The sequence below is a fragment of the Xenorhabdus sp. PR6a genome (assembly GCF_028599065.1).
In the GTDB taxonomy this organism is placed as follows: domain Bacteria; phylum Pseudomonadota; class Gammaproteobacteria; order Enterobacterales; family Enterobacteriaceae; genus Xenorhabdus; species Xenorhabdus doucetiae.
This window is the reverse complement of the sequence record NZ_JAQRFJ010000016.1, coordinates 17631-38135: the sequence shown is the minus strand read 5'-3', so window position 1 is coordinate 38135 and position 20505 is coordinate 17631. Positions and strand designations below refer to the sequence as shown.

22 protein-coding genes are annotated in these 20505 nt (G+C 44.4%); 9 read left to right on the top strand and 13 right to left on the bottom strand.

Annotation, left to right across the window (positions count from 1 at the left end; genetic code table 11):
- Positions 1-58 precede the first annotated feature (58 nt).
- From speG to purM, 3 genes are all read right to left on the bottom strand, one after another.
- Entirely contained in the window at positions 59-598 is a 540-nt protein-coding gene (gene speG / locus PSI15_RS06640) for a spermidine N1-acetyltransferase (RefSeq protein WP_273582837.1), read from the bottom strand.
- 175 nt (positions 599-773) lie between these two features.
- Positions 774-1412, bottom strand: a complete 639-nt coding sequence (purN, locus tag PSI15_RS06635; RefSeq protein WP_273582836.1) for a phosphoribosylglycinamide formyltransferase — start codon at positions 1410-1412, stop codon at positions 774-776.
- 118 nt (positions 1413-1530) lie between these two features.
- Positions 1531-2574: a phosphoribosylformylglycinamidine cyclo-ligase gene (purM, locus tag PSI15_RS06630; protein ID WP_273582835.1), complete on the bottom strand. Its 1044-nt coding sequence runs from the start codon at positions 2572-2574 to the stop codon at positions 1531-1533.
- A 226-nt stretch (positions 2575-2800) separates the two neighbouring features.
- On the opposite strand from purM, the gene upp reads away from it, so the two are divergent.
- Complete coding sequence (gene upp / locus PSI15_RS06625) at positions 2801-3427, top strand: uracil phosphoribosyltransferase (RefSeq protein WP_045971195.1); 627 nt, start codon at positions 2801-2803, stop codon at positions 3425-3427.
- Positions 3428-3495: 68 nt separating this feature from the next.
- On the top strand, positions 3496-4800 hold the full coding sequence (gene uraA, locus PSI15_RS06620; RefSeq protein WP_273582834.1) for a uracil permease: 1305 nt from the start codon (positions 3496-3498) through the stop codon (positions 4798-4800).
- Positions 4801-4871: 71 nt separating this feature from the next.
- Here uraA and PSI15_RS06615 read toward each other — a convergent pair whose 3' ends face one another.
- Complete coding sequence (locus PSI15_RS06615) at positions 4872-5858, bottom strand: hypothetical protein (protein ID WP_273582833.1); 987 nt, start codon at positions 5856-5858, stop codon at positions 4872-4874.
- Positions 5859-6251: 393 nt separating this feature from the next.
- Here PSI15_RS06615 and hda point away from each other — a divergent pair, with 393 nt between their 5' ends.
- A complete protein-coding gene (gene hda / locus PSI15_RS06610; RefSeq protein ID WP_045971192.1) occupies positions 6252-6959 on the top strand; it encodes a DnaA inactivator Hda in 708 nt (235 codons plus the stop codon).
- 95 nt (positions 6960-7054) lie between these two features.
- Here the strand turns inward: hda and arsC are convergent, their stop codons facing one another.
- Together arsC and PSI15_RS06600 are read right to left on the bottom strand one after the other, a co-directional pair.
- Positions 7055-7411, bottom strand: a complete 357-nt coding sequence (arsC, locus tag PSI15_RS06605; RefSeq protein WP_273582832.1) for an arsenate reductase (glutaredoxin) — start codon at positions 7409-7411, stop codon at positions 7055-7057.
- 11 nt (positions 7412-7422) lie between these two features.
- On the bottom strand, positions 7423-8883 hold the full coding sequence (locus PSI15_RS06600) for a beta-barrel assembly-enhancing protease (RefSeq protein ID WP_273582831.1): 1461 nt from the start codon (positions 8881-8883) through the stop codon (positions 7423-7425).
- A gap of 146 nt (positions 8884-9029) precedes the next feature.
- Here PSI15_RS06600 and PSI15_RS06595 point away from each other — a divergent pair, with 146 nt between their 5' ends.
- On the top strand, positions 9030-10109 hold the full coding sequence (locus tag PSI15_RS06595; RefSeq protein ID WP_273582830.1) for an AI-2E family transporter: 1080 nt from the start codon (positions 9030-9032) through the stop codon (positions 10107-10109).
- Between the two features lie 141 nt (positions 10110-10250).
- Here PSI15_RS06595 and bcp read toward each other — a convergent pair whose 3' ends face one another.
- The 4 genes from bcp to PSI15_RS06575 all read right to left on the bottom strand — a co-directional run bounded on the left by bcp (position 10251) and on the right by PSI15_RS06575 (position 12182).
- Positions 10251-10718 (bottom strand): thioredoxin-dependent thiol peroxidase, encoded by a 468-nt coding sequence (gene bcp / locus PSI15_RS06590; protein WP_273582859.1) that lies wholly within the window; start codon positions 10716-10718, stop codon positions 10251-10253.
- Between the two features lie 78 nt (positions 10719-10796).
- Positions 10797-11147, bottom strand: a complete 351-nt coding sequence (locus PSI15_RS06585) for a type II toxin-antitoxin system RelE/ParE family toxin (RefSeq protein WP_045971187.1) — start codon at positions 11145-11147, stop codon at positions 10797-10799.
- Complete coding sequence (locus PSI15_RS06580; protein WP_045971186.1) at positions 11131-11403, bottom strand: type II toxin-antitoxin system prevent-host-death family antitoxin; 273 nt, start codon at positions 11401-11403, stop codon at positions 11131-11133. Before PSI15_RS06580 ends, PSI15_RS06585 begins: the two co-directional genes overlap by 17 nt.
- A gap of 227 nt (positions 11404-11630) precedes the next feature.
- Positions 11631-12182 (bottom strand): glycine cleavage system transcriptional repressor, encoded by a 552-nt coding sequence (locus PSI15_RS06575; protein WP_273582829.1) that lies wholly within the window; start codon positions 12180-12182, stop codon positions 11631-11633.
- 245 nt (positions 12183-12427) lie between these two features.
- Here PSI15_RS06575 and dapA point away from each other — a divergent pair, with 245 nt between their 5' ends.
- The 5 genes from dapA to PSI15_RS06550 all read left to right on the top strand — a co-directional run bounded on the left by dapA (position 12428) and on the right by PSI15_RS06550 (position 18515).
- Complete coding sequence (dapA, locus tag PSI15_RS06570) at positions 12428-13327, top strand: 4-hydroxy-tetrahydrodipicolinate synthase (RefSeq protein ID WP_273582828.1); 900 nt, start codon at positions 12428-12430, stop codon at positions 13325-13327.
- A 17-nt stretch (positions 13328-13344) separates the two neighbouring features.
- Complete coding sequence (gene bamC / locus PSI15_RS06565) at positions 13345-14394, top strand: outer membrane protein assembly factor BamC (RefSeq protein ID WP_273582827.1); 1050 nt, start codon at positions 13345-13347, stop codon at positions 14392-14394.
- Between the two features lie 102 nt (positions 14395-14496).
- On the top strand, positions 14497-15210 hold the full coding sequence (gene purC, locus PSI15_RS06560) for a phosphoribosylaminoimidazolesuccinocarboxamide synthase (protein ID WP_273582826.1): 714 nt from the start codon (positions 14497-14499) through the stop codon (positions 15208-15210).
- A 738-nt stretch (positions 15211-15948) separates the two neighbouring features.
- Positions 15949-16401, top strand: a complete 453-nt coding sequence (locus PSI15_RS06555; RefSeq protein WP_273582825.1) for a DUF441 domain-containing protein — start codon at positions 15949-15951, stop codon at positions 16399-16401.
- 35 nt (positions 16402-16436) lie between these two features.
- On the top strand, positions 16437-18515 hold the full coding sequence (locus tag PSI15_RS06550) for a tRNA(Met) cytidine acetyltransferase TmcA (protein WP_273582858.1): 2079 nt from the start codon (positions 16437-16439) through the stop codon (positions 18513-18515).
- On the opposite strand, the gene PSI15_RS06545 is transcribed toward PSI15_RS06550, so the two are convergent.
- The 3 genes from PSI15_RS06545 to dapE all read right to left on the bottom strand — a co-directional run bounded on the left by PSI15_RS06545 (position 18460) and on the right by dapE (position 20503).
- A complete protein-coding gene (locus PSI15_RS06545) occupies positions 18460-18654 on the bottom strand; it encodes a YpfN family protein (protein ID WP_045971174.1) in 195 nt (64 codons plus the stop codon). The genes PSI15_RS06550 and PSI15_RS06545 overlap by 56 nt on opposite strands.
- Before the next feature lie 65 nt (positions 18655-18719).
- Complete coding sequence (locus PSI15_RS06540) at positions 18720-19379, bottom strand: M15 family metallopeptidase (protein WP_273582824.1); 660 nt, start codon at positions 19377-19379, stop codon at positions 18720-18722.
- The gene (gene dapE / locus PSI15_RS06535; protein ID WP_273582823.1) at positions 19376-20503 is read right to left on the bottom strand and encodes a succinyl-diaminopimelate desuccinylase; all 1128 of its coding nucleotides are present in this window, start codon (positions 20501-20503) and stop codon (positions 19376-19378) included. Before dapE ends, PSI15_RS06540 begins: the two co-directional genes overlap by 4 nt.
- Between the last annotated feature and the right edge of the window lie 2 nt (positions 20504-20505).

Below are 20505 nucleotides of genomic sequence, written 5' to 3'. Positions count from 1 at the left end.
GTTGGCATTTAATGAGTCGGTGTACGGGTTTGGACTTCACGTGCTTTATTGGTGAAATTTATTGGTGAAATTTATTAGCAAAATAGTGATGTTGGAAAGTACACATCCTGATAGCGGTATGATAAGAGCCGTTGACAAAAAATTCATCGATTAATTCACCTTCAGTGTGGAACCCCAATTTACTGTATATATGAATGGCTTTCGAATTTTCTTTATCCACAATCAGGTACAGCTTGTAAAGATTCAACACAGCAAAAGCGTATTCCATGGCAAGTTTGGCCGCCACGGTGGCATAACCTTGCCCTTGATAGGCTGGGGCGATGATAATCTGGAATTCTGCCCGACGGTGGACATAATCAATTTCAACTAATTCCACCAAACCCACTTTGGAGTTCAGGCTTTCGATGATAAAACGGCGCTCACTTTGGTCATGAATATGTTTGTCATAGAGGTCGCATAATTCAACAAAGGCTTCATAAGGCTCTTCAAACCAGTAGCGCATAACACTGGCGTTATTATCGATTTGATGAACAAAAGGCAGATCTTCCCGTTCAAGGGGGCGTAAATTGACAGATGGATTTTCTGAACCACTGGACATGGGATACCTCAGGATTTTTTCCGAAATAGGCACTTACAGCAAAGTCTCACCGAAATATAGCACTTAAAAATACTTTAACAAAATCCGCTAACGCAAATCCGTTAACACAAATTCGTTAACACAAATTCGTTAACACCATGCTGTAAGTTGAAGCTGCCTATTACGCTGTTATAGGTTATTCCGATGCGTAACCTTGTGGGGGCAGAACCTGGCCATCCATTATTGCGCTGTTCCCTTCCATAACCAGACGCTGATCTAAAAACCAGCCGATAACCAAAGGATAAATACTGTGTTCTTGCGTTTGTACCCGCTTGCTCACATCTTCTTCCTGATCTCCCGCAAAAATGGGCACTTTAGCTTGTAAAATAACCGGGCCACCGTCTAATTCTTCCGTCACGAAATGAACAGAGGTGCCATGTTCTTGATCACCGTTTTCAATCGCTTTTCGATGGGTATGCAGGCCGGGATATTTAGGCAACAGAGAAGGGTGAATATTGAGCAGACGCCCATGATAGTGTTGGACAAATCCGGGCGATAAAATTCGCATATAACCCGCTAAAACCACTAAATCGGGCGCATATTGATCAATGGCTTGGCGTAGGGCGATATCATAGCTTGCACGATCTGCATAGGCTTGCGGGTTGATAAAGTGGGCAGGGATATCGGCCTGTTCAGCACGTTGCAGGCCATAGGCATCGGCTTTATTACTAAAGACGGCGGCAATATGCCCATTAATGCGGTTTTGTTGGCAGGCGTCGATGATGGATTGCAGATTGCTGCCATTGCCGGAGACTAAAACGACAATTTTTTTCATAACTTGTCTTCACTGAAGAAATTCATTGACTAATATGCCCTTCATTTTTCAAGTTGCAGCCTTGTCGGTCATGCTGCAACTTGCAATCAGTTGGGTAAAAAGCAATCGGGTAAAATAGTTACTTGATAATAACAACAGGTTGCTCATCAGCATTGAGTTCGGTAATGGTACCAATTTGCCACGCATTTTCGCCTGAGGCTTGCAGATATGAAATCGCCTGTGCTGCCTGAGATTGAGGAAGGGCGATGATCATACCCACACCACAGTTAAATGTGCGGTACATTTCGTGCTCGCTGACATGACCGGCTTGCTGTAACCAGGTAAAAATGGCCGGCCATTGCCAACTGCCGGCATCAATTCTGGCCTGCCTGTTTTCGGGCAGAACACGCGGAATATTTTCCCAGAAGCCACCGCCGGTCAGGTGGGCAATCGCATGAACGTCAACTTTTTCAATCAGTTCAAGGATGGATTTGACGTAAATTTGCGTGGGGGCAAGCAGATGATCTGCGAGAGGTTTTCCTTCAAGCTCGGTCGTTTCTGGATCGGCCTGACTCACCTCAAGGATTTTACGGATCAGAGAATAGCCATTAGAGTGTGGCCCGCTGGAGGCAAGTGCAATCAGGGCATCCCCGGCCTGAACCTGACTGCTGTCAATAATGGCTGATTTTTCAACGACACCAACGCAAAAACCGGCGACATCATAATCTTCACCGTGATACATGCCGGGCATTTCTGCGGTTTCACCCCCGACCAATGCACAACCGGCTTGTTTGCAGCCTTCTGCTATGCCCGTGATAACACTGGCGGCGGTATCGACATCCAGTTTGCCGGTGGCGTAGTAATCAAGGAAGAAAAGCGGCTCGGCGCCCTGAACAACCAGATCATTGACACACATGGCAACCAAATCAATGCCGATAGTGTCATGGCGTTTCAAGTCCATAGCCAGACGCAGTTTAGTCCCAACGCCATCGGTACCGGAAACCAACACGGGTTCACGATATTTTTGTGGCAGGGCACATAATGCACCGAAACCACCTAATCCTCCCATCACTTCGGGGCGACGGGTCTGTTTTACGACACCTTTAATACGATTGACTAAGGCATTACCAGCATCAATATCGACACCGGCATCTTTATAGCTAAGAGAGGTTTTGTTGGTCACTGCGTAGCTCCCAGGCGGTTGCATTTTTATAAATAAAACAGAACGGCGACAATTCTAACAGTCTAAGCAAACGTTTGCGATAGCTTTATATCAGTTTCCGGTTAGATCAGAATCAAAGAAAACGATGTTTGATTGATAAAAATGAATAGATGAGTAGTGGCTTGATGTTGAAAAGGCGTTATAATCCCGCGATTTTTTTATCTGCCGGCGATATTAGGAGAAACCCATGAAGATCGTTGAGGTTAATCACCCGCTAGTTAAACATAAACTTGGTCTGATGCGAGATCATGATATAAGCACCAAACGCTTTCGTGAACTGGCCTCAGAGGTGGGTAGTCTTCTGACCTATGAAGCAACTGCTGATTTAGACGTTGAAAAAGTGACCATTGAGGGATGGTGTGGTCCGGTAGAGATAGAGCAGATTAAAGGGAAAAAAATTACGGTCGTTCCTATCCTGCGTGCGGGTTTGGGCATGATGGATGGCGTACTGGAAAATATCCCCAGTGCGCGAATCAGCGTAGTTGGTGTGTATCGTGATGAAGAGACCCTTGAGCCTGTGCCTTATTTCCAGAAATTAGTTTCTGATATCAATGAGCGCATGGCATTGGTTGTCGATCCGATGCTGGCAACCGGTGGCTCCATGATTGCGACCATTGATTTGCTGAAAAAAGCGGGATGTCCTGTTATTAAGGTATTGGTGTTGGTGGCTGCGCCGGAAGGGATCGCGGCACTGGAGAAAGCCCACCCTGATGTTGAACTGTATACCGCTTCAATTGATCAATATCTCAATGAGCATGGATATATCGTCCCAGGTTTAGGGGATGCAGGTGATAAAATATTTGGTACTAAATAATATTGACAGCCGACTGAAAAGTCGGTTTTTTTTGGTTTCTAGCAAGGTGATATAAGAGGATATCAATCATGACCCGTCGGACTATTGGGGTAGAAGAAAAACCGCCGTTGGCACAGACTATTCCTTTAAGTTTGCAACACCTATTTGCTATGTTTGGAGCAACCGTTTTGGTTCCCATTCTGTTTAAAGTCAATCCCGCGACAATTTTGTTGTTTAATGGCATTGGAACATTGCTGTATTTGGTTATTTGTAAAGGAAAAATCCCGGCTTATTTAGGCTCCAGCTTTGCTTTTATTTCACCGGTCTTGTTGTTACTGCCTTTGGGATATGAATTGGCATTGGGTGGATTTATTGTCTGCGGTTTGTTGTTTTGTCTGGTTGCCCTGATTGTCAAAGTCGCGGGCAGGGGATGGATCAATGTGCTATTTCCACCGGCTGCGATGGGCGCCATTGTTGCGGTGATCGGGTTGGAATTGGCCGGTGTTGCTGCGGATATGGCAGGGTTGCGCCCGGCGGCAGGCACTGAGGTGAATCTGACCCATCTGACCATCTCCATGGTAACACTGGGCGTGACGATCTTGGGTTCGGTCATGTTCCGGGGTTTTATGGCGATTATTCCGATTTTAATCGGTGTCTTGGCCGGTTATGCGGTGTCATTCTTTATGGGGATTGTTGACTTAACGCCAGTCCGTGAAGCGCCGTGGTTTGCACTGCCGACGTTCTATACTCCGCGTTTTGAATGGTTTGCCATTATGACGATTTTACCTGCGGCGCTGGTGGTTATTGCGGAACATGTTGGGCACTTGGTGGTCACGGCAAATATTGTGCAGAAAGATTTGCTGAAAAATCCGGGTCTGCATCGCTCAATGTTTGCCAACGGTTTTTCAACGATAATTTCGGGCTTTTTTGGTTCAACACCTAACACGACATATGGCGAAAATATTGGTGTGATGGCGCTGACCCGTGTTTATAGTACGTGGGTGATTGGCGGCGCTGCGGTGCTGGCAATCTTGCTTTCCTGCGTCGGTAAACTGGCCGCGGCGATCCAAATGATCCCGGTTCCCGTTATGGGCGGTGTTTCCCTGTTGTTATATGGCGTGATTGGTGCATCCGGTATCCGGGTTTTGATTGATTCGAAAGTGGATTACAGCAAGGCACAAAATCTGATCCTGACTGCTGTTATTTTGATTATTGGTGTCAGCGGGGCGAAAATTCAGCTTGGTGCGGCTGAATTAAAGGGCATGGCGCTGGCAACTATCGTGGGTATTGGTTTGAGTCTGTTTTTCAAGCTGATAAGCGCTATCCGCCCAGAAGAGCAATATATTAATTCTTCTGTCGAACCAATAAGAGATGGGAATAAGTGTGAAGGGTAGCATAAAATACGTTAATTAAATCTATTAGATTAGAAAGGGCTTTTTCAAGGCCCTTTCTGCGTTTAAATTATTTAACATCTTTTTTTCAACGCGATATGAGCTAATCCACGATATATATGTGCTTTTTCCCTTAATTTCTCGGCGGTTATATCAGATAAGTTATTGGAATGAAATGGATTGTATACACTGTTACGAGGAGAAAGATTGCTATTTATATTGCGTAAACCCAGAGAGGTAAGTACTGATTTATCTATCTCACTAATATCATAAGGAATTATATTATCAGTTCCATCTTTTGCTAATGTGGCAATATTCCCATCTTGATCAATGAAAACTAATTCTGATACGCGAAATATTGAATTTTGTTGGACTATATTGAATATATTTGGTCTTGAAGGGGAAAATAATGTCTTGTATCGGTCTGTGTCAGGTATTGTTCCGGTAATATCTTGGGTAACTACAAATTTTTTTTTATCATACCACTCTTCCATTTTATTTTTCCATTGAGAGAAATATTTTTCTCCTTCACAAACAATATTTGCCCACGGATCGCATATCCATGATCCTGCTTGAATATGTGAGAGTACAGCTTTCATCTCTGCTGAATCAATTTTATCTTCCATATAATGGATGCTTATAAAAACATGGTCATAAGGCTGCGGAGCACTGTACATGATGATGTATATTATTTTTTTGCGATCGGGATCTTTCTGCCTGTAGTAATTGAAAATTTGGAAAGAATGCTTTTTGATCAAATAATGAAAGGCATAATTAGCAAGTTCACCACAATTTCCGACAAGTCTAGCCCTGAATTTGTTCTCAATAAAATACTTATAATGATAAGGGATTTTTGTTGTTATATCTGTATTTGCGCGTAGCTTATTAAGCTGTTTATCTTTTTCTAACATGATATTTATTAATTCTTGTACTGCGGGAGGTTCATTCCCATTTATTTTATCAATTGCTCTTGTGTAAAAATGAAATTTGTTGGAAGAATAACCCATAAAAGTATTTTGTGCTTTTCTCATCGCATCGTGTAATAAGTATTTTATTAACATATTAACCTCTATTGAAAATAATTTAAGATGGATAAGTTAAAACTTCTGGTAATGTATCGTATTTCTACTATTGGCAGTCTTGGCTATTGATAGTATGAGATTGTCAGATATAAGACCTTTTTCGCCAGAATAGGTTATCTCTGACTGGCGAAGAAAATAGGCCTCGTTTTGCCATGCAGCGTTGTATGGAAAGAATGCCCTGATATTAATCTGAAAGTTCACTGGAATACCAGTTAAAAAAATCAATTTGCGCTATCCGAGTGGTCGTAATTTATCCATTTTATGGAAGAGTGTACTTTGATAGTCACCTTCTACTTTAAACAAAGCATTCGTTTCATTTATAGGGACTTTTTGTGGTAGACTTAGCGCTGTTCGTTATCCATTCTGTTTGAGGTGCTTCTGAATACACCGTCGCAGCTTTCATTACCATTATATTTGCCCGATGATGAAACTTTTGCCAGTTTCTTTGCAGGTGAGAATACCTCCTTATTAGCTGCAATAAAATTGGCCATTAGTCAGTCACACGGCAGTTATATCTATTTTTGGTCCCGCGATGGCGGGGGTAAAAGCCATTTGCTTCACGCAGCCTGTGCCGAATTGTCCCAACAGGGAGAAGCTGTAGGGTATGTACCACTGGATAAACGTGCTTATTTTGTTCCTGAAGTTCTTGATGGTATGGAACATTTATCATTGGTGTGCATCGATAATATTGAGTGTATTGCCGGTGATCAGGAATGGGAAATGGCTATTTTCAATCTTTACAATCGCATTGTAGAAATTGGCCGCACTTGTCTTTTGATCACAGGTGATCGTCCTCCTCGGCAAATTAACCTGACGTTACCGGACTTAGCATCCCGTCTGGATTGGGGACAAATTTATAAATTACAACCTCTGTCTGATGATGAGAAAATTCAGGCATTGCAACTACGGGCAAAATTACGGGGTTTTGAATTGCCTGAGGATGTGGGGCGATTTGTGTTGAAGCGGCTCGACAGGGAAATGCAAACGCTGTTTAAGACCTTGGATGAGCTTGATCGGGCATCTATTGTGGCACAACGCAAACTGACGATCCCGTTTGTAAAAGATATCCTTGAGCTTTGAGTAACTAAAGCGGAAAGGAAACGAGATCAAATAAAAAAGTGATAGCGAATATACCGCTATCACTTTTTTATTGAAAATTTCTTCTTGCAAAATAGTTACAACAGAATTTCTTTAACCTGTTCAGGAGGACGCCCCAAACGCGCTTTATCGCCGACAACCACAATCGGGCGCTCTATTAATTTGGGGTTTTCAGCCATCGCCTGGAGTAAGGCTTCTTGGGATAATGCCGCATTGTCAAGGTTTAATTCTTTGTAACGATCTTCTTTGGTACGCATCAATTGGCGGGCATCTTTGAAACCGAGTTGCTTTAATAGTATGGCAAGTTGTTCTGCTGTAGGTGGCGTATCAAGATAGTGAATTATTTCCGGCGTAATACCGAGTTTTTCAACCAGCTCAAGTGTTTCACGGCTTTTTGAGCAGTGGGGGTTATGATAAAAAGTAACATGTTGCATGTAAAAATCCTTCATTTATATTGGCTATAGCTTTGTTGCAGTTGGCGCAATTGATCAATGCGGGCATCAAATCGCTTCTGATCATCACTGCCCAATTTTGCCAATGCACTGGCCTTGCTAAGTTGTTCGATGGCAGAGTCAAAATTACCTTGCAATGCCATGATTTCCGCATAGGAGGCGAGTTCGTCGTTGTATTTCCCTTGCCCTCCGGCTGTTTTTCTTAATAGTGTCCAGCCGATAAGATCATCAGGGTGACTGAAGGTATAACGAAACAGGAGTTGTGAAGCCTCAGAATACTTTTTGTCCATAAGGTAAGCGTTTGCAAGATTAATTTGCAATACCGGATCGTTTTTTTGTTTCTTGAGTGCTTCCTGCAAGCGCGTGATAGCGTTGGTATACTGTTTTTGCCCGATATCAATATCCGTCATCGTATCAATAAACCAAATGTTATCCGGTTGTTTATCCAGCATTGGAGACAATATTGCTCTGGCCTCAGTATACTTTTTATCTTGGGAAAGCAAAATAGCGTGTCCATAGGCAGCCGCAAGCTGTTCTTTGGCGGTTCCTTGGCTATATTTTTTTAGCAATTGTTCAATATAGGGACGTTGATCCGTTGAATACATGGTTAAAATACGGACACGGGCGAACAGAAAATTTTGAGACTCCGAAACAGTTTTAGCCGGGTATTGATTTGACCGGTTACGAGCATCAGACAAACGGCTGTCAGGTAACGGATGAGTATAGAGCATTTCAGGTAGCCTGGAGCTATAGCGGGATTGATCGACCAGTATTTGCATAAAATCAGGCATTCCGTGTGGATCAAATCCTGCTCGACTCAGCGTTCGCATTCCAATACGATCCGCTTCTTGCTCATTCGATTGGGTAAAACTGATCATGCCTTGTTGGAAGCCTGCCAGTGTACCGCTGAGTGCAGCTATACCGGCTTGTGGATTGGCCATCATAAGCAGGACAGCACCCAGTGTGCCGGCCCATGCCAGAGGACTGGTTCGTTTTTGTTCTTCCATCAATCGTGCTAAATGTCGCTGTGTCACGTGGGAAATTTCATGAGCCATGACCGATGCCAGTTCACTTTCACTGCGACTATAGCGAAATAGGGCCGAATGGAGAACAACGTTACCGCCGAAAAATGCGTAGGCATTAATATTAGGATTATCTAACAAGTAGAAATGGAAAGGTGTTTTGACTGAATCGGCATGGCTGACTAATTTCTGACCCAACTGATTAATGTATTGAGTCAGCAACGGATCATAAATCAGAGGTGCCTGGGCCCTTATCGAACGTATATATAAGTCGCCCATCGCCATTTCCTGATTGATGCTAAGGGTAGCTCCCGCTGTGGTGCCGATATCAGGTAGTGAATCTTCAGTGGGTACGGAGAATGCGGGAGGATTTCCTAATAACAACAGGCTAATAAAAAGGGTTATCAGTGATTTCTTGGATGTTTTTCTCATAAAGTGATTCTCATAAAATGGTGCGTTCCATTCTAACTATCAGTTTCATGAATACTTTTATGATGAAAGAGTACCCTAAAATCATTCATCATAATAAATTTTAGTGAAAAATACTTATTACGTATTGCAGCAAAGGAGTTGTACTTATGTTGGATATGATCATGCAATGGTATCGTCGCCGTTTCGCTGATCCACAAGTCATTGCATTATCAGTTATTTTATTGGCTGGTTTTGGGATTATCTATTTTTTCAATGGGATTCTGGCTCCTGTCCTTGCTGCCATTGTACTGGCTTATTTGCTGGAGTGGCCCACGGTACAGTTAGGTAAGTTAGGGTGTAGCCGCACGCTCTCTGTTGCCATTGTATTAACCATTTTTATGGGGATCAGTGCGTTAGTTATTTTGATTGTTGCTCCGACCGTCTGGAAGCAGGGTTTAAATTTATTTTCCGATCTTCCCAATATGCTTAATCGGTTTAATGAATACGCGCATACTTTTCCCTCCCGTTATCCTGCGTTAGTTGATGCCGGTATTATCGATATGGTGGCTGATAATCTGCGTAGCAAACTCTCTTTGGCGGGGGAATCCGTTTTTAAGTTTTCGGTTGCTTCCCTGATTGGATTATTGACGCTTGCGATTTATTTGATCCTGGTTCCCTTAATGGTGTTCTTTCTGTTGAAAGACAAAGATAAAATGGTGGCGGCATTGCAGCGTATATTGCCACGTAATCGCAGTTTGGCAGGGAAAGTGTGGCGCGAAATGAACCAGCAGATCACCAATTATATTCGTGGCAAAGTGACAGAAATGGTGATATTGACGCTTTGCACCTATGCGGTATTTGCCTTCTTTGGGCTGCATTATTCTCTGTTGCTTGCGGTCTTGGTTGGTTTATCTGTGCTCGCTCCTTATATCGGCACTGTGCTTGTCACCATTCCAGTGATTGTGGTGGCGTTGTTTCAATGGGGATGTGGGGCTGATTTCTGGGCTCTGTTTATCGCCTATCTGGTGGTACAAGGGTTAGATGGTAACCTGCTTGTGCCAATTTTGTTTTCGGAAGCTGTTAATCTTCATCCCCTTGTTATCATCCTTTCTGTCATTATTTTTGGTGGATTATGGGGATTCTGGGGCGTTTTCTTTGCCATTCCATTGGCTACGTTAATCAAGGCAGTGATTCATGCCTGGCCGGAAGATAAGTTGGCAGAAAAAAATGAGAATGGCAAAGGCTAATATTGCAGCATTACAGAGGGTTATTGATTGCGAGGAATGCTAAGAACCCGCTTGCTTTGAATATGATGTCATAAAATACTCAGTGAAAATAAATAAGTTGCCGCTTTATTAAGTGAGCGGCAACGCATGACAGGTTGACGATTAATGTTGTTTCAGATAATCCAGTACAACTTGATGATGTTCACTGGTTTTAAATTTATCAAAAACGTGTTCAATCTCACCGTGTGGATTAATCAAAAAACTGATGCGGTGCATGCCGTCATAGGTTTTCCCCATGAACTTTTTTTCTCCCCAAACACCAAATTGTTCGGCAACTTGATGGTCAACATCAGAGAGCAGCGTGAAATTTAGCGTCTCTTTTTCTACAAAGCGGGCTAACTTTCCAGGTGCATCTGTGCTGATACCCAACACTTCAACATTGATGCTTTTTAGTTCATCCATTGAGTCACGCAAGCCACATGCCTGAACGGTGCAGCCTGGCGTCATTGCCTTGGGATAAAAATAAACTAAAACACGTTGGCCTTTGAAGTCAGATAGCTTAATGGTTTCGCCATCTTGGTCAGGAAGGCTGAATTGAGGGGCCTTATCACCGGCTTTCAATGGACTCATCATTCATTCTCCGTTTAATCGTTTTGATTTAAATGCTCTTGTACGATAATACTGCCCCATCGTTGATTTCAAGGGCTTTTACTCTTTGCGCAGGCAGTACCGGATAAGGGCCTGTCGAATACTCTGCTTGGTGCTAAGGAAAAGAAGGGCGTAGACAGTCCCCTCTATAGTTGATACCCGGTATATCACTCTTAACTGGAGATTAGGATCAATATAATCGTGGTAAGTCGTTAAACCAATATCTGCTGCTTCTTCACATAGTGGGGCACTCTCTGGATGTGACTTTATTCTGTTCTCGAAGCTATCAATAAAACCATCCAGAAGTTTTTGTGAAGCAGCCTGACCAATATGTTTGGATAGATAGTGGAAACGGTCATAGAGCTGCTCCTGAAAAGTCTGAGAATATTCAAACTTAATTGTTGTTGTCATCGACCAATCCTTTCAGCCTAGCTCTGAGATCGGAGGATGAAACAGTCCGGCCTGCCTTCACATCTTTTTCTGCGAAAGAGAGCAATCGCAACAAAGCCATTTGTTCCTGTTGCATTTCAAACTGAGCGGGATCTTGAACCACATAGAGAGGCTCTCCATTCTGCGTAACAACTACCGGGTCAGAAACATCCATTGAAGCCAGCTCTTTCTTGAATGCCGAAACTGTCGTTATGCGGGGCGAGGTAAGTAGGGACATAACGTTCTCCAGAGATAAAAATTATCAATTGCAGTATCGATTACAGCATATAGCGCCCCGGTGAAAATGTCCATATATGGTCCATATATGGGATTGTCCTGCAAGTTAAAGGGCAGAAATCTGCCCTATAGTGGTTATCCGTCCTGTTCTTCACCTTGGCACTGATCTCAATTTTTCCTATCTAATCAGTATAAAACCTTCTATTTACGTCATTGTTTTTTATATATTTAATTTTTTATCTGAGCTTGTACGATAATACTGCCTTGTGCATTTAATTCTGCACATAGGTGATAAAAAGTTTCTTTAAATATTGTGCCATTATCGTCAACTGGATTGTGGCCTGTAATTTGAATTTGCAGGCGAGCGGGGTGATTTCCTTCAGCAGGGTGCGTTTTTGATACCAGTTCCGCGATATTAAGATCCTGAGCCGTGAATAAACTGGTAAAACGTTCAACAATGCCTGGTGAATCATCGACATCTACTTTAACGGTGATGGTCGAAGGAAATTTTTTCTGCACCCCACATCGGGTACGTTTCATGACGATGAGTAATTCAAGTTCTGCGCCCTTTTGTGGCAGGGTAGATTCAATCAACGTAATGGCATTCCAGCTACCGGATAGTAACATGATGAAAGTAAATTCTTCGCCAAACATTGCCAGGCGGCTGTCCTCAATGTTACAGCCGCAGGTACTGACGAGGCGGGTAATGGTATTAACGATGCCGGGGCGATCGGTACCTAGGGCGGTGATCACTAAAAAATGCTGTTCTGGTGTTGGCAAAGCGATTTTCCTTTAATTTTAGTCGTTGTTTGCTGTGTATGTGGTGTTTAAACATAAAAAATGATCAAGAGAAGGTCAATTGCATTTGTCAGGAGAGCAAAATTATAATTTTTGTTTAATCCACTACACTTGATATTAACAAAATTCATTGAAATCGCGTGGCTAAAGAGTTTTCTTCTGTATAACAAGAAAGTACCATGAACTTCTTATTTGCAGTTTTAGGCTTAACGAAGGGGAAAGTGGTAATGGTAAGCAATCATTCTGGTTTTACAGGCAGTATAGTTGCATTGATAACGCCGATGGACTCAGCCGGTCAGATCGATAAGGCCAGTTTGAGAAAATTAGTTGATTATCATATCGCCAGTGGTACATCTGCGATTGTGTCTGTTGGCACAACAGGCGAGTGTGCAACACTTAACCATGACGAACACGTTGATGTGGTATTGACAACACTGGAGATAGCGAATGGACGCATTCCTGTGATTGCGGGAACGGGGGCAAATGCCACTGCGGAAGCCATTTCTCTGACCCACCGTTTCGAAAACACGGGAGTTGTGGGTTGCCTGTCGGTGACACCTTATTATAATAGGCCATCACAGGAAGGTTTATATTTGCACTTTAAGGCAATCGCTGAGAATACTGACTTACCGCAAATTCTGTATAATGTGCCATCTCGTACCGGATGTGATTTATTGCCACCGACTGTCGCGCGTTTGGCGGAACTGAAAAATATTGTTGCGCTTAAGGAGGCGACAGGGAACTTAAGTCGTGTTAGTCAGATCCAAGAATTGGTTAGTGATGAAAATTTCATTCTACTGAGTGGTGATGATGCAAGTTTTGTCGATTTCATGCAGCTTGGTGGTAAGGGAGTGATTTCTGTGAGCGCAAACGTTGCGGCAGCGGAAATGGCGCAGGTGTGTGAATTAGCTGGGCAAGGTAAATATTTGCAAGCTCGTGCCCTGAACAGTCGACTGATGGAATTGCATCATCAATTATTTGTTGAACCTAGCCCGACGCCAGTTAAGTGGGCTTGCCGTCAATTGGGATTGATTGCCGATGATACATTGCGTTTGCCTATGGTTCCGCTTACGCAGGAAGGGCAAATTCCAGTTGGTAACGCCTTGAAAATAGCTGGATTACTGTAAAATTTTAGGGAATTTTAATGGCAACATTATTGCAAAAATCGAAGGTCATGAAGATGGCTGGCCTGTCATTGGTGGTTTTGTTAGCTGCCTGTTCCAGCGATCAGCGCTATAAACGTCAGGTCAGCGGGGATCAATCCTATCTTAACGCGCCTCCACTGAAAGTATTGAACATTCCTGCGGGAATGATATTACCGCTGCAAAATGGCGAGTATAATATTCCGACAACGGCTTTAACAGGGGCAGTGGGTAAAGATTTGGATATACGTCCTCCCGTGCAGGCGCTTGCGTTATTGACGGGTTCCCGCGTTGAAAATAGTGCTAACAGCAGTAAGTTGTTGCTTGAAAATACCACAGAATACAGTAAGTTATGGTCGCAGGTAAACAATCTGTTGGCAGAAAAAGGGTATAAGGTCAGCCATAAAGATGACTCTGCGCAAACCTTAACGACAGACTGGATTATCTGGCAGCGGGCAGATGAAAATGTCCCTTATCAGGGGCGTTACCGTGTTTCGGTTACCCAACAGGATTACCAGATAGCCCTGTCTGTTTCGAATGAAGGGTTGAAACAGGGTGAAAAGGCAATAACCAATCCGCTGGAGATCCAGCAATACAATGTCATCATGCTTAATAAACTGGCGAGTGGCTTAAGCCTGCAACAAGAAGCGGCGAGCCTGAGCAGTGCTAAAAACTCAGGTGCATTAACGGTACAAAGCGGTAGTGATAATACCGGATTGCCGCAAATCATTGTACGTGCACCTTACAATGTCGTCTGGAACAGGTTGCCATATGCGTTGGAAAATATAGGCATGAAAGTCACGGATCGTACTCGTTCCACAGGAGCGATAGAGGTGACTTATCAAGGCCGCGGTTCTTCTGATTGGGAAGCATTGGGAGTCGAAGCGCCTTCCATCAGCGAAGGAAATTACAAGTTACAGGTGGGTGATTTGGATAACCGGAGCAGCCTACAATTTATCAGCGAAAAAGGTAAACCGCTGACGCAATCTGAAAACGATCAAATGGTGGCTGTGCTGGAAGCGGTATTTAGCCAATCCAAAGATAAGTCATAGAGAAAGGGGCCTTAGGGCCCTTTATCTTTGGAATAAGATAGTTGGGATAAGTTTGTTGTTTAATTCTTTACGTTTAAAGATGTCATATTTCTGGAGTATAAAATGCAGAAAAAAGCTGAGTTGTATCGTGGAAAGGCAAAAACAGTGTACGCCACTGATAATCCTGACTTACTTGTGCTGGAATTCCGTAATGATACATCAGCATTGGATGGTGAACGCATTGAACAGTTCGATCGCAAGGGCATGGTGAATAATAAATTCAATCATTTCATTATGAGCAGACTGGAAGACGCGGGCATTCCGACGCAAATGGAACAACGGTTGTCAGATAATGAATCCCTGGTGAAAAAATTGGATATGGTGCCTGTTGAATGCGTTATCCGTAATCGTGCCGCAGGCTCCCTTGTTAAGCGTCTGGGCGTGGAAGAGGGAATGGTACTGAATCCGCCACTGTTTGACCTGTTTTTGAAAAATGATGCCAAACACGATCCCATGGTTAATGAATCCTACTGTGAGACATTCGGTTGGGTGAGTAAAGAACACTTAGCTGAAATGAAACGTCTGAGTTACAAAGCCAATGAAGTATTGAGCAAATTATTTGATGATGCGGGATTGATTCTGGTGGATTTTAAGTTGGAATTTGGTTTGTTCAAAGGCAGGGTTGTATTGGGGGATGAATTCTCACCGGACGGTAGCCGCTTATGGGATAAGCAGACGATGGATAAAATGGATAAAGACCGTTTTCGCCAAAGTCTCGGTGGCTTGATCGAAGCGTATGAAGAGGTTGCCCGCCGTATTGGCGTTATTTTGGATTAGTGACGCAAACGATTACTTGAAAATATTTTTTTAAATAAAAGGATGCCCTGTCACAAAAGGGCATCCTGTCCCAGTTTGGCACGTTGAGTGAACCTTAGAGCAGGGATCGGGTTTGTTGTTTCCAGCCTTTTTGTAGCATGCAGCTGTTATAAAACTCTTTTCTGGAATCCTCGTTAACATCTATCACATAGCTTTCGGACATGGGAACACTTTCATAATAATAACCATCTTCGTCGCATTTGGCGTTATTCATGCAGGGGCGTCGTACGCTTTTCAACGTTGATCTTTGGGCAACTTCATTTTTTACAGGAAATAGATTTAATGCCGACGAGTGGCACTCAGCCATGGCTTCATTAAGCGGAGTTGGATTACTTGAGGCAGGTACCCATTGAGTGGTACAACCCGCTAAGGAGAAACAAATTATCAGGGAGAATATTAATTTTTTCATATCGCTTATACGAATGCATCTTCATTGCAATGCACTTCTTGCAATCTTTCTGCATTGGCCTTGGTAAGAATGTTGGTGTTTATCAATAAAGCGAGCTTGTTATTGACGTTATGGGCAAATTGCCTGTGTTGTGATACTTTCCACGATCAAGATTTTGCGCTCAAGAAATAAGATGGCTGCTTGATGCGTGTGAATAATTATTTACCAATGTGATTACTAAAAGCAAGCGTGTTAACAAATCATCAGCCGCTTCGCCATTATTGCTTTTATTGGGGCTTACAGGAAAACTCATGAGCCATATTGATCCTACGTTACTTATTTTACTTGTGCTTGCAGGGCTTGGCATCATCAGTCATAACATGACAGTGACATTTGCCATGTTATTTTTGTTAGTTGTTCGTATCACGCCATTAAATCCGTTTTTCCCTTGGGTGGAAAAATATGGTTTGACGATAGGTATCCTGATCCTGACGGTCGGCGTCATGGCACCTATCGCCAGTGGGAAAATCTCCGCACAGGACATTTTTAGCTCTTTTTTAAACTGGAAGTCCCTGTTGGCTATTGCGGTGGGTGTCCTGGTGTCATGGTTGGGAAGCCGCGGGGTGGCTTTAATGTCCAGCCAGCCGTCTACGGTGGCTGGATTATTAGTCGGCACGGTGTTGGGGGTGGCGCTATTTAGGGGCGTTCCCGTAGGCCCGTTGATTGCCGCGGGTATTTTATCGATTATGATTGGAAAATCGTGATCGTACATAACTCATGGGAAAAGTTGCAGATACAAATGCAGCAACAGGGACAGCGGCGCTTGCTTGTTTTAAGTGGTGAACCTCAATGGAGTGCATCAATGGTCAATCAGCTAACAGAACAGTTCCAAGGGGATTGGCTGACGGTTTCAGCGCATGTATCTGGGGCTATTGATCCGACAAAAGCGGTCAGTTTGCTTGGCCGTGAATTTTTACATGGCGTTTTTGATGCCACTAAAGGGCTTAATGCTGAAGCATTGGCGATACTGGCCGGCACACTAAAAGCGGGAAGCTGGCTGGTCATGCGTGTACCCGCTTGGTCACAATGGCCGGAGCTGCCCGATGAAGATAGTTTGCGCTGGAATGAAACGGCAGGCGTCATTTCGACGCCTAATTTTATTCGCCATATTCAGCAACAAATCCTCGCGTTTCCTGAAGTTGTATTATGGCGTCAGGAAATTCCCTTTCAGCTAGCTCAGATATTGCCATTGCCTGAAACCGCAGCGTGGCAGATGCCTGATGGTAAGCCGACGATGAGTCAGCAAGCTATTCTTGACGAATTGTTACAGGCGACACAGGGCGTTTGGGTGATCACCGCACCGCGAGGACGGGGAAAATCTGCGCTGGCGGGCATGTTAGTGCGATATTGGCTGGGCAAATGCTGGTTATGTGCCCCCGCAAAAATAACGACAGCGGTGATTCGGCGTTACTCTGGTTGCTCAGATCCTGTTTCCCCTTTTTGGGCGGTCGATAATTTGTTGAAATATTGTCGAACCAAAAGGGGGGAACAGGAAAATCAAAGCGATGCTGACTGGTTATTAATTGATGAAGCGGCAGCGATCCCAACCCCACAATTGGCCGAATTGATCCGCTATTTTCCACGTATATTGCTGACTTCAACGGTTCAGGGTTATGAAGGCACGGGACGCGGTTTCTTGTTGAAACTTTGTGCTGCATTACCTGACTGTCATATCCGTGAATTGAAAACCCCCATGCGCTGGGCTGAAAATGATCCTCTGGAAGCCTGGCTGGATAGTGCTCTGTTATTCGATGATAAACAGCCCGCTGATGACACACGGTTAAGCACAGAAAAATGGCATTTTCACCCGATTTATCAGCCTGAATGGTTACAAAATGCCACATTGCTGCGCCAATTTTATGGCTTATTAACCAGCGCGCATTACCGTACCTCTCCGCTTGATCTGCGTCGATTAATGGATGGCCACGGGATGACATTTCTGGCTGCTGTCGCGCGTTGTTCAAAGCATCAGCCACAACTGATCGGTGCTTTGTGGATGGTGAACGAAGGGGGGTTGTCACCGACATTGGCACATGAAATCTGGGCAGGACGCCGGCGGCCAAGGGGAAATTTGGTGGCCCAATCTCTGGCGGCACATAGTGGTTTTCCGCAGGCTGCCACCTTGCGATCACAGCGAGTCAGTCGCATTGCGGTACAAGCGCAATATCGTCGTCGGGGTATTGCGCAACACTTGATCATCCAACAATGTCTGGAAGCCAGCAAACAAAAACTGGATCTCATCTCGGTGAGTTTTGGTTATACCGCCGCCCTCTGGGCGCTTTGGCAAAAATGTGGTTTTCGACTAGTGAGAATGGGCACCCATCGGGAAGCGAGTAGTGGTTGCTATACCGCGATGGCTGTTTTGCCACTGAGCGAGCAGGGGGAACATTTTGCCCAATCCGCACAACAGCGGTTATCCCGCGATGCCAGCGGATTGGAATCATTACTCGGCTTTGCCTTGCCAATTGAATACGAAAGTGACGGAAGGCTTAATGCCAGTGATTGGCAGGAATTGGCGGGTTTTGCATTTGCCCATCGTCCGCTGTCAGCATCTTATTTCGCATTACAGCGATTATTATTGCAGAGTCATTTGGCCTTGCCAGCGTTGAGAAAACATCTTCAGCAACAACTAAGTATCGAGCAATGTGTCAGTGACTTATCGTTGAGTGGCCGTAAGGCACTCTTGAAACACTGGCGGGAAGAGACCGCTGAGGCATTGACAAGCATCGATAAAATGCTTGCCAATGACTGGAGAGATTGGGTTATTTCTTACGATCCCGCTGCGGCCAATCATCCTCATCATCCCATTGATCGTTAAGATCCCGATGCGGGGGTAATTCGGGTTTGTTATCTAAGAAATGTTCTTTATCGACGCGACTGAGTGCTTTTACCGCGTTAACGATAATGCCAACGAGCACTAACAGAACAATCCACCAATAATCTATCAGCCAATTCATGATATTTTCCTCGGAACATTAAGAGCCTCTTCCATGAGGCTCAGGAGCCTAATAGGTTATTTCTGTTAAATCCTGATGTATTTTTCAAATATATAGGATAGATTGGTTTTTAACCAGTTGATGCCGGCAATATCACGGTTTTCCCAAGCACTCAACAGGACGTGTTCATCAAATAAATTTTCGGCTTCATGGGATAATGGCCAATAGCTGATATGCCACGGTTCATAAGCTACGCCTGCATCATGGCGTGTAAAGGGACGATAGAAATCATAGTGAGACATGTTTTCTGTTAGCCAATGGGTTAAAGGCTCAAAGTACCCGCCGTTTTCATACTCCCACGGCTCCAGTTGCAATTTCTTACCTTCCGGCAGCAAAAAGGGATCATAAATATCCAGTTCTGTCCCCCAATGATGGCGGCTCGCGCCTGGCAAGGCTGACCAGCGGAGAATCGCTTCACAACGTTCGCCTTCACTCAATTTCGAGATATCCATGGGGTGGCTGTCATCATTCAATACTGGACGCTGACCGCGGAATTTCTCATTCCAGATCGTTTGCTGGCGCGTAAAATCGCGAAACGAACTGGCAGGTTGTAGTTTAAAACCTGCCTTGGCAGCCTCTTTCTGCATGGCAAGAAATGCCTTGGTGGCATTAAACTGTAAACGGTGATTGCCAGTCAGTGTGATGAGGTGATCAGTGGACAGACCAGTCAGGGTTTTGGGCGTCATTTGATTAACTGCTCCATGATACGTTGATAAATCAGGCTCAATGCCTGTAAATCAGACACCTTGACGCATTCATTGATTTTATGAATGGTGGTATTGATAGGCCCCAACTCCACGACCTGAGCGCCCATTTTGGCAATAAAACGCCCATCTGATGTACCGCCACTGGTTGATAGCTCTGGCTGATATCCGCAATAGTGCTCAATGGATTCAACGACTGCATCAACAAGCACCCCTTTGCAGGTCAGAAAAGGTTGGCCTGATAGCCACCAGTCAATCTCATAGTTGAGGTGGTGCCTTTTCAGCATATCTTCGACTTGCTGGCGGATTTCGTCATCAGTCAGTTCAGTGCTGAAACGGAAATTGAACTGGAGCCATAATTTCCCTGGGATAACGTTATTACTGCCGGTTCCTGCCTGAATATTGGCGATCTGCATACTGGTGGCAGGGAAAAATTCATTACCGTTATCCCAATGAGTATTGACGAGTTCTTGCAAAAAAGGCACTGAACGATGAATGGGGTTATCTGCCAATTGTGGGTAGGCAACATGCCCTTGGGTGCCAAAGATAGTCAGGCTGGCCGTCAGGGAGCCTCGACGGCCATTTTTGATCATATCCCCGAGGGACGTTTGGCTGGATGGTTCACCCACGAGACAATAATCCAAACGTTCATGACGAGACATTAACGCTTCAACTACTTTAACGGTACCATGGGTCGCTTTGGCCTCTTCATCGGAGGTGATCAGAAAAGCCAGACGGCCGTTATGTTCAGGATGCTCTGCGACAAAACGTTCCGCAGCAACCACCATTGCCGCCAGAGAGCCTTTCATATCTGCGGCGCCGCGACCATATAACATGCCATCACGGATAGCCGGTTCAAAAGGGGGCGTTTGCCATTGCGATATCTCACCGGCAGGAACGACATCGGTGTGTCCGGCAAAGGCAAAAGTAACGCCGGTGCCACGATAAGCCCAGAAGTTCAGGGTATCGCCGCAAGGTATTCGTTCGATCGTAAAGCCAATGTCTTGCAGGCGCTGAATAAGAAGTTCCTGACAACCTTGATCATCCGGGCTGACAGAAGCGCGCTTGATTAACTGTTGAGCAAGGTCAATGACTGGACAAGTCATAG